Origin of the sequence: Ruficoccus amylovorans (assembly GCF_014230085.1) — a bacterium.
GTDB classification, from domain to species: domain Bacteria; phylum Verrucomicrobiota; class Verrucomicrobiia; order Opitutales; family Cerasicoccaceae; genus Ruficoccus; species Ruficoccus amylovorans.
Window position 1 is genome coordinate 115,812 of sequence record NZ_JACHVB010000025.1, and the last position, 15,078, is coordinate 130,889.

Annotated in this window: 16 protein-coding genes and 1 tRNA gene; 12 read left to right on the top strand and 5 right to left on the bottom strand. The window is 61.0% G+C overall.

Annotated elements, in window-relative coordinates; all coding sequences use genetic code 11:
• Nucleotides 1–156 precede the first annotated feature (156 nt).
• The 4 genes from metG to H5P28_RS10045 all read right to left on the bottom strand — a co-directional run bounded on the left by metG (nt 157) and on the right by H5P28_RS10045 (nt 4,399).
• Nucleotides 157–1,698: a methionine--tRNA ligase gene (metG, locus tag H5P28_RS10030; RefSeq protein WP_185675578.1), complete on the bottom strand. Its 1,542-nt coding sequence runs from the start codon at nt 1,696–1,698 to the stop codon at nt 157–159.
• A gap of 226 nt (nt 1,699–1,924) precedes the next feature.
• A complete protein-coding gene (gene rdgB / locus H5P28_RS10035) occupies nt 1,925–2,542 on the bottom strand; it encodes an RdgB/HAM1 family non-canonical purine NTP pyrophosphatase (protein WP_185675579.1) in 618 nt (205 codons plus the stop codon).
• Complete coding sequence (gene ribD, locus H5P28_RS10040) at nt 2,542–3,648, bottom strand: bifunctional diaminohydroxyphosphoribosylaminopyrimidine deaminase/5-amino-6-(5-phosphoribosylamino)uracil reductase RibD (protein WP_185675580.1); 1,107 nt, start codon at nt 3,646–3,648, stop codon at nt 2,542–2,544. Before ribD ends, rdgB begins: the two co-directional genes overlap by 1 nt.
• Nucleotides 3,649–3,742: 94 nt before the next feature.
• Complete coding sequence (locus H5P28_RS10045) at nt 3,743–4,399, bottom strand: HAD family hydrolase (RefSeq protein ID WP_185675581.1); 657 nt, start codon at nt 4,397–4,399, stop codon at nt 3,743–3,745.
• 108 nt (nt 4,400–4,507) lie between these two features.
• On the opposite strand from H5P28_RS10045, the gene fabV reads away from it, so the two are divergent.
• The 7 genes from fabV to H5P28_RS10080 all read left to right on the top strand — a co-directional run bounded on the left by fabV (nt 4,508) and on the right by H5P28_RS10080 (nt 11,531).
• The gene (fabV, locus tag H5P28_RS10050; protein WP_185675591.1) at nt 4,508–5,680 is read left to right on the top strand and encodes an enoyl-ACP reductase FabV; all 1,173 of its coding nucleotides are present in this window, start codon (nt 4,508–4,510) and stop codon (nt 5,678–5,680) included.
• Between the two features lie 215 nt (nt 5,681–5,895).
• Entirely contained in the window at nt 5,896–6,546 is a 651-nt protein-coding gene (infC, locus tag H5P28_RS10055; RefSeq protein ID WP_185675582.1) for a translation initiation factor IF-3, read from the top strand.
• A gap of 159 nt (nt 6,547–6,705) precedes the next feature.
• Nucleotides 6,706–7,719, top strand: coding sequence for an N-acetylmuramoyl-L-alanine amidase (locus H5P28_RS10060; protein ID WP_185675583.1), 1,014 nt, complete (start codon nt 6,706–6,708; stop codon nt 7,717–7,719).
• 9 nt (nt 7,720–7,728) lie between these two features.
• Nucleotides 7,729–8,103, top strand: a complete 375-nt coding sequence (gene crcB, locus H5P28_RS10065) for a fluoride efflux transporter CrcB (protein ID WP_185675584.1) — start codon at nt 7,729–7,731, stop codon at nt 8,101–8,103.
• A 19-nt stretch (nt 8,104–8,122) separates the two neighbouring features.
• A complete protein-coding gene (locus H5P28_RS10070; RefSeq protein ID WP_185675585.1) occupies nt 8,123–9,841 on the top strand; it encodes a TIGR03790 family protein in 1,719 nt (572 codons plus the stop codon).
• 138 nt (nt 9,842–9,979) lie between these two features.
• A tRNA-Gly gene (locus H5P28_RS10075) sits at nt 9,980–10,054 on the top strand.
• Between the two features lie 175 nt (nt 10,055–10,229).
• Nucleotides 10,230–11,531, top strand: coding sequence for a tyrosine-type recombinase/integrase (locus H5P28_RS10080; RefSeq protein WP_185675586.1), 1,302 nt, complete (start codon nt 10,230–10,232; stop codon nt 11,529–11,531).
• Here H5P28_RS10080 and H5P28_RS10085 read toward each other — a convergent pair.
• On the bottom strand, nt 11,528–11,944 hold the full coding sequence (locus tag H5P28_RS10085) for a helix-turn-helix domain-containing protein (RefSeq protein ID WP_185675587.1): 417 nt from the start codon (nt 11,942–11,944) through the stop codon (nt 11,528–11,530). The two genes, H5P28_RS10080 and H5P28_RS10085, sit on opposite strands and share 4 nt — an antisense overlap.
• A 365-nt stretch (nt 11,945–12,309) precedes the next feature.
• Here H5P28_RS10085 and H5P28_RS10090 point away from each other — a divergent pair, with 365 nt between their 5' ends.
• From H5P28_RS10090 to H5P28_RS10110, 5 genes are all read left to right on the top strand, one after another.
• Nucleotides 12,310–12,807 (top strand): hypothetical protein, encoded by a 498-nt coding sequence (locus H5P28_RS10090; RefSeq protein WP_185675588.1) that lies wholly within the window; start codon nt 12,310–12,312, stop codon nt 12,805–12,807.
• On the top strand, nt 12,804–13,628 hold the full coding sequence (locus tag H5P28_RS10095; RefSeq protein ID WP_185675589.1) for a RecB family exonuclease: 825 nt from the start codon (nt 12,804–12,806) through the stop codon (nt 13,626–13,628). The genes H5P28_RS10090 and H5P28_RS10095 overlap by 4 nt, the downstream gene beginning before the upstream one ends.
• Nucleotides 13,625–13,846, top strand: coding sequence for a hypothetical protein (locus tag H5P28_RS10100; protein ID WP_185675461.1), 222 nt, complete (start codon nt 13,625–13,627; stop codon nt 13,844–13,846). Before H5P28_RS10095 ends, H5P28_RS10100 begins: the two co-directional genes overlap by 4 nt.
• A 48-nt stretch (nt 13,847–13,894) precedes the next feature.
• A complete protein-coding gene (locus H5P28_RS10105; RefSeq protein ID WP_185675462.1) occupies nt 13,895–14,128 on the top strand; it encodes a hypothetical protein in 234 nt (77 codons plus the stop codon).
• Nucleotides 14,129–14,247: 119 nt separating this feature from the next.
• Entirely contained in the window at nt 14,248–14,976 is a 729-nt protein-coding gene (locus H5P28_RS10110) for a DUF932 domain-containing protein (protein ID WP_185675463.1), read from the top strand.
• Nucleotides 14,977–15,078 lie beyond the last annotated feature (102 nt).

Consider the following 15,078-nt stretch of genomic DNA (forward strand, 5'->3'; position numbering starts at 1 on the left):
CCAAAGCTTCACCGTCCCAAATCCCGCGAATAAAGCCAGGTAGGCGATCGCTCCGGCCCATCCACCGAGAAAGGCGAAAAACTCCAACACAAGCCATTGTCGAATATGGACTCCACCTTTGTTCATCTTCGACACACGAGTTTTTTTTCGACGGGTTTACTCTGACTGCGGGCGGGGGAAGAGGATGGTTTTCTCGCCGAGGGTTTTGCCTTCGAGGCGGGTGCCCCAGTCGAGGTTGCCCGCGTAGGCGGTGACGGCGTCCGTGCCCAACAGGCCGAGCGTTTTTTCCGCCACACCGGGCATGACCGGAGTCAGCAGCACGCAGGCCAGGCGCAGTCCCTCGGCCATCGTCGCCAGCGAGGTGGCGAGCTTGGCCTGGTCGGCGGGATCGTCGGACTTGGCCAGCTTCCAGGGGGCGCGGATTTCGGCGTAGCGGTTGATCGCGCGGATGAAGCCAAAAGTCTTGTCGAGGCCGTTGTGGAACTGGAACTGCTCGAAGCGCTCCTGTACTTCGGGGCAGGTCTCGGCCCAGAGTTTGCGCAGGTCCTGCTCGGGCTCCTCGTCCACCGTGGCCGCGGGGATGAGCCCGCCCTGGCAGTAGCGGCCTCCCATGTTGAGCAGGCGCGAGAGGAGGTTGCCCAGGTCGTTGCCGAGGTCGTCGGTGTAGCGCGTGAGGAACTGCTCCGTGGTAAAGTCGCTGTCCTGTCCGACCGTCATCTCGCGGATAAAGAAGTACCGCAGCGAGTCGGGGCCGAACTTCTCAGCCAACTCCAACGGATCGACGATGTTGCCCGCGCTCTTGGACATTTTTTGCCCGGAGAGATTCCACCATCCATGCACAAGCAGGTGGCGCGGCAGCTCGATGCCGGAGGCCTTCAGCATGATCGGCCAGTAAACCGAGTGCGGCGGCACGAGGATGTCCTTGCCGATGACGTGGAAGTCCGCCGGCCAGCGCTTTTCAAAGTTGTCCGTGCCGTCACCGTAGCCAGGGGCGCTGATGTAGTTCGTGAGCGCGTCGAACCACACATAGGTCACGTAGTCCTCATCAAAGGGCAGCGGGATGCCCCACTCCAGGCGCTCCTTCGGGCGGGAAATACACAGGTCGTTGAGCGGCTCCTTCAGGAACTCGAGCACCTGCTTCTGCCGGAAGCGCGGGAAGATAAAGTCCTCCTGCGTCTTCAGGAAATCGATCAACCAATCCTGGTATTGGCTCAGTTTAAAGAAGTAGTTCTTCTCCGTGATCTCGATCACCTCGCCGAAAATCTCCGGCCACTCGCCATTAACCTTGTCCTTCTCTTGCAGAAACTGCTCCTGCCGCGCGCTGTAAAAGCCCTTGTACTCGGCCTGGTAAATTTCGCCCTTGTCGTAGAGCCCTTGCAGGATGCTGCGGACCACATCCTTGTGCCGGGGCTCGGTCGTGCGGATGAAGTCGTCGTTGGAAATGAGCATCACCTCGCACAGCCGTCGGAACTCGCCCGCCACGCGGTCGCAGAAATCCTGCGGCTCGATGCCCTGCTTGCGGGCGCTCTGCTGGACCTTCTGCCCGTGCTCGTCGAGGCCGGTGAGGAAATATACCTCGTCGCCCTGCAAGCGGCGATGCCGGCAAATCACGTCGGAGAGCACCTTCTCATAAGCGTGCCCGATGTGCGGTGAGCCGTTGGCGTAGTCAATCGCGGTGGTGAGCGTAAAAGTCTTCATGGCAAGGGGAACAAGGAAACCCGCCCGCCCCCAAAGCTCAACCCAAAACTCCGGGGTGCGTGACCGCACGGGACATTGAGGGGGGCAAGCCCCCCTACGGAGCCAAAAAGGCTCCTACCCCGTGCGTGACCGCACACGACATTGAGGGGGCAAGCCCCCTACGGAGCCAGAAAGGCTCCTACCCCCAATTTGCGAGCGCCGTGGCCGACTCAAGAAAGACGCTCCACTACTCCCCGTTGGCACGGAACCACTCGATCAGGGCCTGGACGGCCTTGGCACGGTGGCTGATGTGGTTTTTCACGTCGGAGCCGAGCTCGGCCAGGGTCTGATCGTAGCCTTCGGGGGCGAAGAGCGGGTCGTAGCCGAATCCGGCGTGACCGCGCGGGCGGATCACGATCCGGCCCTCGCAAGTGCCGTTGAAGACGGTTTCCTTGCCAGCGTGGTCCATCAGCACAAAGCAGCAGACGAAGCGGGCGGTTCGGCGATCGCGCGGCACCATCGCCAGTTCGTCCATCAAGCGGTGGTTGTTCTCGTCGCTGGTCGAGCCGGTCCCGGCGTAGCGGGCCGAGCGCACCCCCGGGGCCCCGCCGAGAATGTCAACGGCCAGGCCGCTGTCATCGGCCAGGACCCAAGCGTCTCCGGGCAGTTTGGGGGCAAGCGCGGCGGCTTTCAGGCGGGCATTGGCGACGAAGGTTGAGCCACTCTCATCCACATCGGGCATGCCGCCCAGCGCGGCCGCCGACTCCAATACGACCGGTACATCCGCCTCGGCCAGCATGGCGGCGATTTCCTCAACTTTGTGAGCGTTACTGGTGGCCAGGTAAACAGTGAATTTCTTGGACATTATGGATAAACGATGTGACCGCGCATGAGCTGGTCGTCCCCGTAGAGGGCGTGACGAATGTTTTTCAGGCGGGGTGCGGCATCGAGAGTCGTAGAAACAAGCCCGCGCAGCGCGGGCAGGGCTTCGGGGTCAGCCAGGAAAACCGGGGCGCGGTAGGAAAACAGGTAGTCGATCCGGTGCTCCTCCAGCAACAGCCCCAGCAAGCTGGACCCGCCCTCGACGTAAACACCGGTAATCCCGGCCTCGGTACATTTTTCCAAAAATGAGTCGAAAAAGCGCGCAGCGCGCATTTGCCAGACTTCCACGCCCGCGTCATTGAGGGTCTTCAGCCGGCGGGGGGCGTCGGCAGAATCCGTGACGACAATGGTCTGGCCGCGCCACTCGTCCGAGTAAACACGGGGCAGCGGTTCGCCGACCGTGCGCAGGGTCCGGTCAAAGATAAAGCGCGTCGGGCACCAGGTCTCCTCCAGGCGGCTGGTCAGCGCCGGATTGTCCACCCGCAGGGTATTCGACCCGACCGCGATGGCCGGGAAATAACGCCGCCAGCGATGAACGTCGCGCCGGGCCTCCTCACCGGTGATCCATTTCGAGTGGCCTTCCCGCGTCGCGGTGTGACCATCAAGCGTGGATGCGATCTTGGCCGCGACCAGCGGACGCTTGTGCACGATCCAGTGGTTAAAAATCAGGTTCAGGTCTTCGCAATCGGGCGCGAGCACGCCGGAAACCACTTCCACGCCGCGCTCCCGGAGCACGTCCAGGCCCCGGCCTGCGTGGTCGGGGTTCGGGTCGGTCGCGCCGACCACGATCTTGAGAATACCGGCCCGCAGGATCGCCTCGGTGCAGGGCGGGGTGCGACCCTCCGTGCTGCACGGCTCCAGCGTCACGTAGAGCGTCGCGCCGGGCTTGGGGTCGCGCCCGAGGGCGCGGATGGCGGCGACTTCGGCATGGGCCTCACCGGCTTTTTCGTGCCAGCCTTCTGCCACGATCTTGCCCTCCTCGACGATCAACGCGCCCACCATCGGGTTGGGATGGGTCTTGCCCCAGCCCCGGCGGGCCAGAGCCAATGCGCGCCGCATAAACGTCGTGTGGGCCGGATCCGTATTCATGGAACCAACCGGTCTATGAATCTTCTCTCCCCTCTGGCGAGAGAAATCTTTGTCACCCACTCGTGACAAAAATCACTTCCCACTCGCCGCTCCCTCAGAACAGCTCCCGCAGGCGCGGAACGTCCACTTCCGTCAGCCGGTGGACAGCCAGATCAGCGAGGCCGAGGTCTTCGAGGCGGTGGGTCGTGGCGACGCCGACGACCTTCATGCCCCCGGCCCGCCCGGCCTCCAAACCGTGGATTGCATCCTCGAAAACCACACAGTCCTCCGGGCTGCGGTCGATCTTTTTCGCCGCCACCAGAAAGACCTCCGGGTCGGGCTTGCCCACGGTCACGTCCTCGGCGCTGGTGATGTCCGCGAAGTACTCGCGCAGGTGCGCGATGTCCATGATCGTCTCGATGTTCTCGCGAGAGGAGGAGGTGCCGACGCAGCACGGAATGCCCGCTTCCTTCAGCCCCCGCAGCAGGTCGTAGACGCCGGGCAACGGCTCAATCCCGCGTTCGCGAATAATTTCGCGGTAAAGGGCCTCCTTGCGGTCGCCCAGGCGGGCGATTTCAGCCGGGTCGGTCGTCCAACCAAGGATTTCCGGGATGATAACGGTGTTCTTGCGTCCGAATCCGCGCTTGAAATGCCCCGGCGGGAGGGTGAGCTTTTCCTCCGCAGCCAGGAGATCCCAGCTCAGTTCGTGAGCGGCGGACGAATCCACGATGACGCCGTCCCAGTCGAAAAGTGCTCCTTGCAGACTTGCCATAGGGCCGCAAGCATGCCGCAGGCGCGGACGCAGGGCACGGCTTTTTTACACCCGAAGGGTAAAAAAAAGGCGTGATTAATCCCCGTGAATAGTGGTTTACTCCCGCGCATGGTCATTAAGCCGAAAATCCGCGGATTCGTTTGCATCACCTCTCACCCCACCGGGTGCGCCGCCCACGTGCAGGAAGAAATCGACTACGTCGCCAGCCAGGGCTCCATCGAGGGCGGCCCCAAGCGCGTGCTCATCGTGGGCTCCTCCACCGGCTACGGACTTTCCTCGCGCATTGTGACGGCCTTCGGCTTCGGAGCGGACACGGTCGGCGTGTTCTTCGAGCGCCCCAGCTCCAACGGCCGCCCCGCCAGCGCCGGGTGGTACAATACCGCCGCCTTCACCCAGGCCGCCGAGGCCCGCGGCCTCTTCGCCGGGAACATCAACGGCGACGCCTTCTCCAATGAGATCAAGCAGCAGACCATCGACATGATCCGCGACAAGCTCGGGCAGGTCGATCTGGTCATTTACAGCCTGGCTTCGCCGCGCCGGACCGACCCCGAGACGGGCGAGGTCTTCAAGTCCGTACTCAAGCCCGTGGGCTTCCCCTTTACTGCCAAGACGCTCGACACCGACAAGAAGCAGATCGCCGAGCATGTCATAGAACCTGCCACCGAGCAGGAAATCGCCGACACCGTGAAGGTCATGGGCGGCGAGGACTGGGTCCTGTGGATGGACGCGCTCAAGGAAGCCGGTGTGCTGGCCGAGGGCGCAGGTACGCTCGCCTATTCCTACATCGGGCCGGAAGTCACCCACCCGATCTACCGCAGCGGCACCATCGGCAAGGCCAAGGAGCACCTTGAAAACACCGCCGCCACCCTGACCGCCAAGGGCATCCCCGCCTGGGTCGCGATCAACAAGGCCGTGGTCACGCAGGCCAGCTCGGCCATCCCCGTGGTCCCGCTCTATATCTCACTGCTCTTCAAGGTGATGAAGGAGAAAAACCTCCACGAAGACTGTATCCACCAGATGCAGCGCCTCTTCGCGGAGAAGTTCCACAACGGCAAGCCCGAGACCGACCACGAAGGCCGCATCCGCCTGGACGACTGGGAAATGAAAACCGAAGTCCAGGACGCGGTGAAAAGCCTCTGGCCCACCGTCACCTCGGAAAACCTGGAAGCCATCTCCGACTTCGCCGGCTACCAGACCGACTTCCTCAAGCTCTTTGGCTTCGGCCTGGACGGGGTCGATTACGACGCCGATGTCGAGGTGGACGCCCCCCTCGACGCCTGAGCCCCGGCTGGCACGCCGTCTTTTCCTCACACCCCCCGGTACCCGCCATGACAATGTCACGGCGGATACCGGGAAAAAGTGTTGAAAACCGCCGCCGGCATGCTTTATCTACGAGGCTGATTCAATTTTATGCTGACTAACAAGGTTCCACACACCACAGACCCCACGCCCCACTCCAGCGGGCATGCCGCGTCTTCACGGCAACTCAATTCGTAATGGGTAACTTGCCGTTTTCAGGAGGAGGTCGCCGCCCGGGCAGTAACCGGCGTCGACAGCAACATAACCGGGGCCCTCGCAAGAACGAGCGCATCCGCGTGCCGGAAGTGCGCGTCATCGGACCCGATGGCAAGCAGATCGGTATCATGCAGACGCGTGAAGCCCTCGCGCTTGCCCAAAACAACGGGCTCGACCTGATCGAGATTTCCCCCACTGCCCGCCCGCCGGTCTGCCGTATCCTCGACTACGGCAAGTACATGTACGAGCAGAGCAAGAAGGAGAAGGAAAGCAAGGCCAAGTCCCACAGCTCCGCCAGCAAGCTCAAGGAAGTCAAGTTCCGCGTCCGTATCGAGGAACACGACTACATGACCAAGCTCAAGCGGGGCGAACAGTTTCTGGCCAAGGGCTCCAAACTCAAGATGACCCTGATGTTCCGGGGCCGCGAAATGGAGCACAAGGACCTCGGCTTTGACGTAATCAAGCGCGCCGTGGCAGACCTCTCCCACATCGCCAATGCAGACGCACCCGCCAAGCTGGTCGGGCGCAACATTACGCTGACGATGTCCCCCCTCCCCGCCAACAAGCGCAAGCTCAAGTACAACGTCCGCATCGAAGACGATATCGACGACGACGAAGACGACGAGGAATAATTCTCCCGGGCCGCATACAGCGGCCCGGCCTTTTCCCTCATTTTATCAGGACCGCCCCCCCCGGTCCACGGGTCCGATTTTACCCGCCAACAGCAGCTCTCTCAAAATTGTCTCGGCACCAACAGGGAACCGCCTCCAAGATACGGGCACGAATGCGCTATGAGTAATCCGCACGCATGCTTCAGACCTTGGGCGCTGCTTCCGCTGCTTATCACCGCCTTCCTTCTGATCCCGAGCCCCCGCGCGGCCGCCCAGGCAACGATCAACGGCACCACCTACATCTCCCTCGACACCGTGGCCGGGCAGCTCGGAATGAGCTCGCGCTGGATCAAGAGCGGCGAGGAGGCCGAGCTGAAAAGCCAGTGGACCACGATGCGCTTCCTCGTCCACAAGCGCTGGTTCTTCCTCAACGGCGAACGCATTTACCTGGGCATGCCCGTGGCCTCGAACCGCGGCCAGGCCATGATCGCCCAGCGCGACTACGACACCACGATCCGCCCGCTGCTCACGCCCACGCAATTCGAGCCCGTCCCCAAGCTCTACCGCATCGTGATCGACCCCGGCCACGGCGGCAAGGACCCCGGCGCCCAGAACACCAGCCGGGGCGTCAACGAGAAAACCCTTACCCTCGATGTGGCCCAACGCCTCAAGCGCAAGCTGGAGGCCGTCGGCTACAAGGTCATTCTGACCCGCGACTCGGACAAGTACGTTTCGCTCGGAGCCCGTCCCGCCCTGGCCAACCAGGTCAACGCCGACCTGTTCATAAGCCTGCACTTCAACGCGGTGGACGACCCCCGAGTCAGCGGCGTGGAGACTTACGCCATGACGCCACCCTACCTGCCCTCGACCAGCGGCTCCACCCTCACCGCCTCGGCCCGCAAGTCCTACCCCGGGAATAAAAATGATCCCTGGAACCTGCTCGCCGCCTACTACCTGCAAACCTCCATGGTCCGCAACCTGGGCGCGACTGACCGTGGGCTCAAGCGCGCGCGCTTTGCCGTGCTCAAGGATCTCAACTGCCCCGGCGTGCTCATCGAGGGTGGCTTCCTCTCCAACCCGGCCGAAGCCGAGCGCCTGAAAACTTCCGCCGAGCGCGAGAAACTCGCCAACTCCTTGCTGGAGGGCATCCTCCTCTACCAGAAAAAACTCAACATCCTGCGCGGAAAAGGATAAAACGCTCCCGTGAATTTCCTGTCCTTCCTTTCGATCGCCCTCGGTGGCGCCCTCGGGGCGGTCAGCCGGGCCGTCATCGGGATCTGGATTCCCGCCGAGTACCCCTGGGCCACGCTCGCGGTCAATGTGATCGGTTCGCTCCTGATCGGCTTCATCTTCGGACTGGAGGCCTTTCACCACCTCAACCCGCACCTGCGCCTGCTCCTGACGACCGGCTTCTGCGGCGGGTTGACGACCTTTTCCACCTTCAGCTACCAGACGATGGCGCTCTTCCGCGAGGGCAACACAACCGGCGCGCTTGCCAACATCGCCCTTAACCTCGTGCTGACACTGGCGGCGGTCGCCGCCGGACTGAAACTGGCTGGACTTACGGCCCGGGTTTAGGCTTTCTGAGGCCATGCCCATGTCGCTCTCCCTCCGCCACCGGCAACCCGTCAACGCGCAACGGTCCCGTTTCGGTTGGCCCCTGATCTCCGCCCTCCTGGCCTGCCTGCTTTTTACCAGCCTCAGCCACGCCGCTCCTTCTCCCGAGCGCGTCGTCGTCGTCGCCAACTCCGCCGATCCGGTCTCCGGGCAAATCGCCCGCTACTACATGGAGAAGCGCGGCATCCCGGAAAAAAACCTGATCGAGCTGGAAACCTCCACTGAGGAGGAGGTCACTTGGGATGAGTTCATCACGACGATTTACAACCCGCTGCGCACCCGGCTGGTGCTGAAGGACTGGCTCAGCGGCACCATCAGCAGCCAGACCGACGACGACGGGCGCATTCAGGCCGCGCTCGCCACCAACAACATCGACTTTCTCGTTCTGTGCCGCCTTCCCGTCAAAATTGCGGAAGACAAGGAACGCCGCAACCGGGCTGAAAAACTCCCCTCCCAGAAGGAATTCCAGATTAACCGGGGTTCCATCGACAGTGAGCTGGCGCTGATGATGCACAACAACACGCCCACCATCGGCTTTGTCGCCAACCCGCTCTTTGGCAAGTACGAGCCGCCGCGCGCGGTGGCCGAAACCGTCGTCAAGGTGGCCCGGCTCGATGGCCCCGGCTTCGATGCGGTCAAGCGCAGCCTCGACTCCGCCCTCGAAGCCGAGCGCCTCGGCCTGCGCGGGCGCGGCTACATCGACATGGGCGGACCGCACGGCGACGGCGACCGCTGGATCGAGCAGTCGGGCAAGATCATTGAGCACATGGGCTACCCCGTCAGTTGGGACAAGGAGCGCCCGCTCATCGGCTGGAAAAACCGCGTGGACGCCGCCGCTTTCTACTTCGGCTGGTGGACGAACGACATCACTGGCGTCTTCGCCGACCCGGCCTTCCGCTTCCCGCCGGGAGCCATCGCCTTCCACATCCACAGCTATTCCGCTGGCTACATCCGCCGCCCCACCAACGGCTGGGCCGGCCCCCTGATCGCCCGCGGCGCGGCGACCACCGTCGGGAATGTTTTTGAGCCCTACCTCCAGCTCACCCACCGTCCGAACCTTTTCATTGAAGGCATGATGAAGGGCCTGAGCGCGGGCGAAGCCGCCTACTACTCGCTGCCCGTCCTGAGCTGGATGACCGTCTGCCTCGGCGACCCGCTCTACCAGCCCTTCAAAACCGACCTCGACGCCCAACTCGCCCAGGGCCTCGACCACCCCGACGAGCTTTCCCAATACGCCGTCCTGCGCAAGATGAAGCTCATGCGCGCAGATAAGCAGTACGAAGACTCTTTTATCTACGGGGTTGAGCAGAACCGCCGTCTCCAGGGGATCGCCTTGGCCTTTTCCCTCGCACGGCAGTATCAGATGCGCGGCTCGCGCAGCAAGGCCCTCGAAATGCTTGAACCCTGGCTGGACCGCCCGCAACTGGATGTCAGCCAGTGGAGCATGTACTACGAGATGGGCACGTTTCTGGAATCCATTGGCGAGAACGAAAAGGCACTCGGCATCTACAAGTACCTGATCACGCTCGCCGCCGACACCCCACCCGCGCTCACCGTTTATTACAGCGCCGCCATCGAGCTGGCCCACCGCATGGGCGAGACCGGCCAGGCCGAGGGCTGGCAGTCCGACCTGACACGGATGCAGTTCGAGGAGCAGGAGAAGCGTGTCCGCCAGAAGATGCAGAACAACCGCCCCTAGTATCCGTGTATGTAATGTTCGCAACCCAATCGGAAGGCCGGGGCCAGTTGAGATATTCAGCCCTCCATGATTTTCTTTCCCACACGCAGAATCGCACTTTACAGCTCCACTCAGAGCACTATGTTGATGTTTTAAGCTGCGGGCGTCGTATAACGGCTATTATGTGAGCTTCCCAAGCTTGAGACGAGGGTTCGACTCCCTCCGCCCGCACCACGCTCAAGTCACTCATAGACAATCATTTAAGACAAGATTTGAGCGGTCCAAGAATTGAGATTTAATGTCTCAATAGAGTCAGAATTCGCCTGATTTTGCCTGTTCCCGTCAAAATTTCTAGTAACTTCTAGTAACGTTTCTTGACCCGTTTTCCAAGAGGTTCGATAGTGCTTCTGTGGCCATCACGCAGAAGAAGTCCGGGAAGTGGCTATGCCGCCTGCAAATCCCCACCAGCGAAAACGACTCAGCCGGGAATCGCAAATATCGCGGGCTGCAAAAGGCCTTTGAAACGAAAGGGGCGGCGGAGGCCTGGGAAAAGCAACAACGCAACCAATACCTTTCGACCGGGCGCGACTCCACCCTGACCCTCATTCAGATCGCCGAATATCGCGAGGCCAAGGAATTGGCCGGGGCACATGACCTCAGAAGCATCGTCAAATATTGGCTGGAACATAACCCCGTTTCAGGTCGTGTGCCCGTCTCGCAAGCCATTGAGGCCTACAAGGCGTCAAAACAGTGGAACGTCTTCGCCGCTTCAACTCAGGCGACAAAATCTCACCAGCTCGGGAAATTCACTGGACGCTTCGGCAGTAGGCAACTGACGGAAATTACCATCGCCGAGGTAGAGACCTACCTGGACGGTTATGCTGAGCCCGTTACCAGAAACAACCACTTACGCACGCTGAAGGCATTTTTCAAGTGGTGTACGCTGCGCGGTATCCGCTACTTGAATGCCAACCCGATTGAGCCGATCGAAACCTTACCTGAATCATTTGACGTACCCGAGTTCATGCCACTGGAGGACGTTCGCAAGATCATGGATCAGGCAACGCAGCATGATACCACATTCATCCCCTTCCTCTCACTTGGCTTTTTTGCCGGATTGCGAACCTCTGAGATCCTGCGACTGGAGAAACGGGATTTTCTATTTCAAGACAGACGCATTAACTTGCGGGGTGAAGTTGCCAAACGCAAACGAGCCGGGAAGCCACTCGCTCGCCTGATCGAAGGGTTGCCAGCTACCCTGTGGGAATGGCTGGAGGCAATTGGCTTCGACGGAAAAATCGATGCCACCAATTACGGCCCTCGGCGCAAGAGCATCTACCGGAACGCGGGGGTTAAGTGGTTCAACTCCGCCGCAAGGCACACCTTCGCAACCTACGCCTATGCCGTTTATGACGCTGGCCAGGTTCGCAAATGGACTGGGCACCGAAACTCCGACAGCCTGCTGCTTACCCATTACGCAGGCTTAGAAGAGCGAGCACGGGGCGAACTGTACTTTCAGATAAAGCCCCCCTATCCCCAACTCCCGATACACAAGCCCGGCAATAAGTACGCTTCCCTCCCTCAATGGCCCGCCCCAGACGAACTAAGGGCAAGAGTGGCCGCTACGTCAAAATCCGAAGTGGCCCGGCAACTGGGAGTTTCTGAAACCGCGGTCCGCAAACACCTGCAACTGTTGTCGTCGTCGGATTAACCCATAAGGTCGTCCAAGTCGTCTTTCTTGAAACGGAAGGTGGTCGTGCCTTCGACGAGGTAGCCCTTGAGTTTTCCAGCCTCTCTTTTTCTGTCGATGGTCCGGGGCGATATTCCCAGGTAATCGGCGGCCTCCTGTTTGGTCATCCAGACCTTATGGTTGAGCATGGACGCGCTCTTCATTGCTTCAGTGCTGGCCTCCATCCTGGAGAGTGTGTCCTGCATTTGCCGATGTTCGCGCTGTTTACGCTGAGCCTCCCTGCGTTGCGCGGTTGCCGTCTCTTCCTCGTCAGCCCATCGGTTCATCAGTTCCCTGACTTCATCTCTGTCGATGGCCTCCTGATAGGCCGTTAGATCTTCAAGACTCGTGCGATGCTCGAAGGGAAAAGGCGGAGTGAAGGAGAAATCTGACATGGTGCCAGCAGCCTGATAAAGAGCCCCCCCAAGAGGCAATCCAGCAATTGCTATGGCGCAAGAAACACCGTTTTATCGACTGACATAAACGAGATATAGCCGGTTTTTGGCTGTTTTTTATGATCTATAACTGCGTTTTTGCCATAGGTCGGGATGTATATAGCTAAAAATTACCTGAAAAAAATTAGTTAAAAAACACAAAAAATCCCAGTCGCTTTTCGTGCTTGGATGAAAACACACCCATTGTGATGCGGGATCGGCCGCTGTGCAATAATTCCGCGCTCCGGGTTATATATTCCTGGTAGCGCCCCCTCTGGGTGCCATCAGCACGGAAAGTATACGGCCGCCTTCCGTTTTCATGATTTATGGCCGATAACGGAAAGGATTCGCCCATGGCGATCACCCTCGAAGCCAACTACGCAAAGAAGTTGGGCCTGCCCGCGTATTCGTCCCACCAATACGCGCTCACCATCCGCACTGAGGTCAACGATCTCTCGCAAATCCAACAGGCCAGTTCCCACCTGTACCGCCAACTCCAGGAGGCGGTGGACCGGGACATCCAGCAAACCGGCTTCCTGCCGACGGGACGCGAGCAGCCCAAGTTCGCTCCACCCGCGCCAGCAGGAGGGCAGCCTACGGGCTTCAGTCGCCGGACTACCTCGGACTGGGCCTGCTCGCCCAAGCAGAAGGCCCTGATCGAGCGGTTGATGCAGGACCACGGCCTTGGGCGCGAGGTCGTGGAGGAATTGGCCCGCACCCGGTTCCAGTGTTCATTGCCCGCGCTCAACAAGATGCAAGCCTCCGGGCTGATCGACGAGATGATCGGCACCTACGGCTCGGTCAAGGGAAGGGGCCGGTCATGATCCAGCCACTTGAACAGCCTCATGGCAACGGCCAGCGTCCGTCCACCAACGGCCTGCTGGACCACCTCTCCGCGAGCACGGTTAAACTCTACCTGACCTGCCCGCTGAAGTTCTGGTTCAAAAAGGTGCTGTGCTTGCCCGAGCCATCCTCACCGAGCCTGCACCTGGGCAAGGCCGTTCACGCGGCCTTGCAGTGCTTCCACCGGGCCCGATGGCGCGGGGAGGCTCACGACTGGCCCACTGTTCAACAGGCGTTTACGGACGCCTTTGATGATCCGACGGAAGCCACTGTGTATCCAAATGTGGATACGCGACAGGCCAATCGCGACAAGGGCATGAAGCTGGTCGAAGCTTACCTCGACTCCGCGCACGGGAAGATGACCGAACTTCCCCTCGGGGTTGAAGTGCTCCTGGAGGAAGACCTCCCGGTCCTGCCCAGTCCGGTCCTTGGGTACATTGACCTGGTGCGTCCGGGCAATGTGCCGGTCGATTACAAGACCTGCGCGAGCACGCCCGATGTCGCACTCGAAGCCTTCCAGCACGAGGTTCAGTTGACGCTGTACCAGTTGCTGATCGAGTCGGCTACGAACGAGGCGGTCTCCGGACGCGAACTGGTTTTTCTGGTAAAAACCAAGACGCCGAAGGTTATCGTGCACCGTCTGCCTGCGGCCACCGAGCGGGAAAAGCAACGGGTACTGGACATTGCCCTGGCGGCGATGGACGGCATCTACCACGAGCGCTTTCACCCTCAACCGGGCATGCACTGCGCCTGGTGCAGCTTCCGGGGTGAGTGCGCGAAATGGACGGGAGGCGAGCGATGATCCAGGCCATCGTCATCGCCGTGGTCAGCGTCGGCGCTGGCCTCCTCATGCTGGGCAACGACAAGAACGAGCCGCCACCTCCGCCCGCCGCAGTGGTTGAGCAGGCTCCGTTTGTGCCGCTGGCCAATGCCCTGTATTGGGTGGGTGGGTGCTCGGTTGCCTGCTCGCTGATATGGGGCCGGAGCATCGTTCGGGCTGCGCAGTGCCGCAGGCAATAGCCGGTCATGCGCAGTCCGTTAAAAAAAACAACCACCCGCATCCAACCCATGAATGCCATCCTGAAAATCGCCCTGGTCGCGCTCACCGCTTACAGCGTGGGCACGCTCGTGGGGCCTGTGGCCATCGGCGCGGTCAACGAGGCCCAGGAAACGCTCAGCCCGTTCCTGGTCATCTCCGTGGCCATCCTCATCGGCTCCATTGGCTATGCCGTCGGAGCGGTGAGGCGTTCGCCCTTCGTGCCGGAATACCCCGAGTACCCGGAACGCGAACGCTACCGTTGAAGCCACCCGTGTAGTGGACAACCAATACAGCCCCGCTTCGTGTTATCCGAGGCGGGGCTTTTGTTTTTTCGCAAGCGCCAAGTCGGCGCATCACTCACCACCCTCAACTCATCAACACCATGATCACCGATACCATCGAACCCGTCTCAGCCACAACCACCAAGCCTTGCAACCTGCTCCTGCACTGCGGTAGCCACGCCGTCAGCCGTGGAGAGCTCGCGCAGGCACCGACGCCACCCCCGACCAGCACCTGGAGGCCGATTGCTCACTTAAAACTCCTGCAAGTCGTGGAGGTCGCCCTGCTTACCCAGGGCTTTGCCATTGCCGGGCAGGCGCATGGGCTCACCCATGACAACGCCCGTTACTTCGGCCTGATCGAGGTCAGCGGCTTTACCCACAACCCGGACTACCACTACGTGGTCGGCGTGCGAAACTCCCACGACATGCGCTTCTCTGCCGGGCTCGTCGCGGGCAGCCAGGTGCTTGTCTGCGATAATCTGTCTTTTTCGGGCGAGATCCAGTTGGCCCGCAAGCACACCCCGCGTATCCTCGACGACCTGCCCCGGCTGGTTGATGCCGCTGTGGGCAAGCTCAGGCGCTACTGGGACCAGCACGATTACCGGGTCATCCGTTACCGCGAGGCCCGCATCAATGACCGGCGTGCCCATGATCTGGTTATCCGCGCTGTCGATACCGGTGTCATGGCCAACGGATACATCCCCAAGGTCCTCTCTCTGTGGAGAAAGCCCCGTCATGAAGCGTTCATACCCCGCACCCTCTGGAGCCTCCAGAACACCTTTACGGAAGTCTTCAAGGGCCGCGTGGACCTACTCCCGGACAGAACCTGACGCCTGCACCGACTCCTCGACCATGAGGCCGGACTCAACTAGGCCTCACAAGCCCTTGGTGTAAACCATGGTTTACACCGGAGAAGCCCCACCATCGGCCCT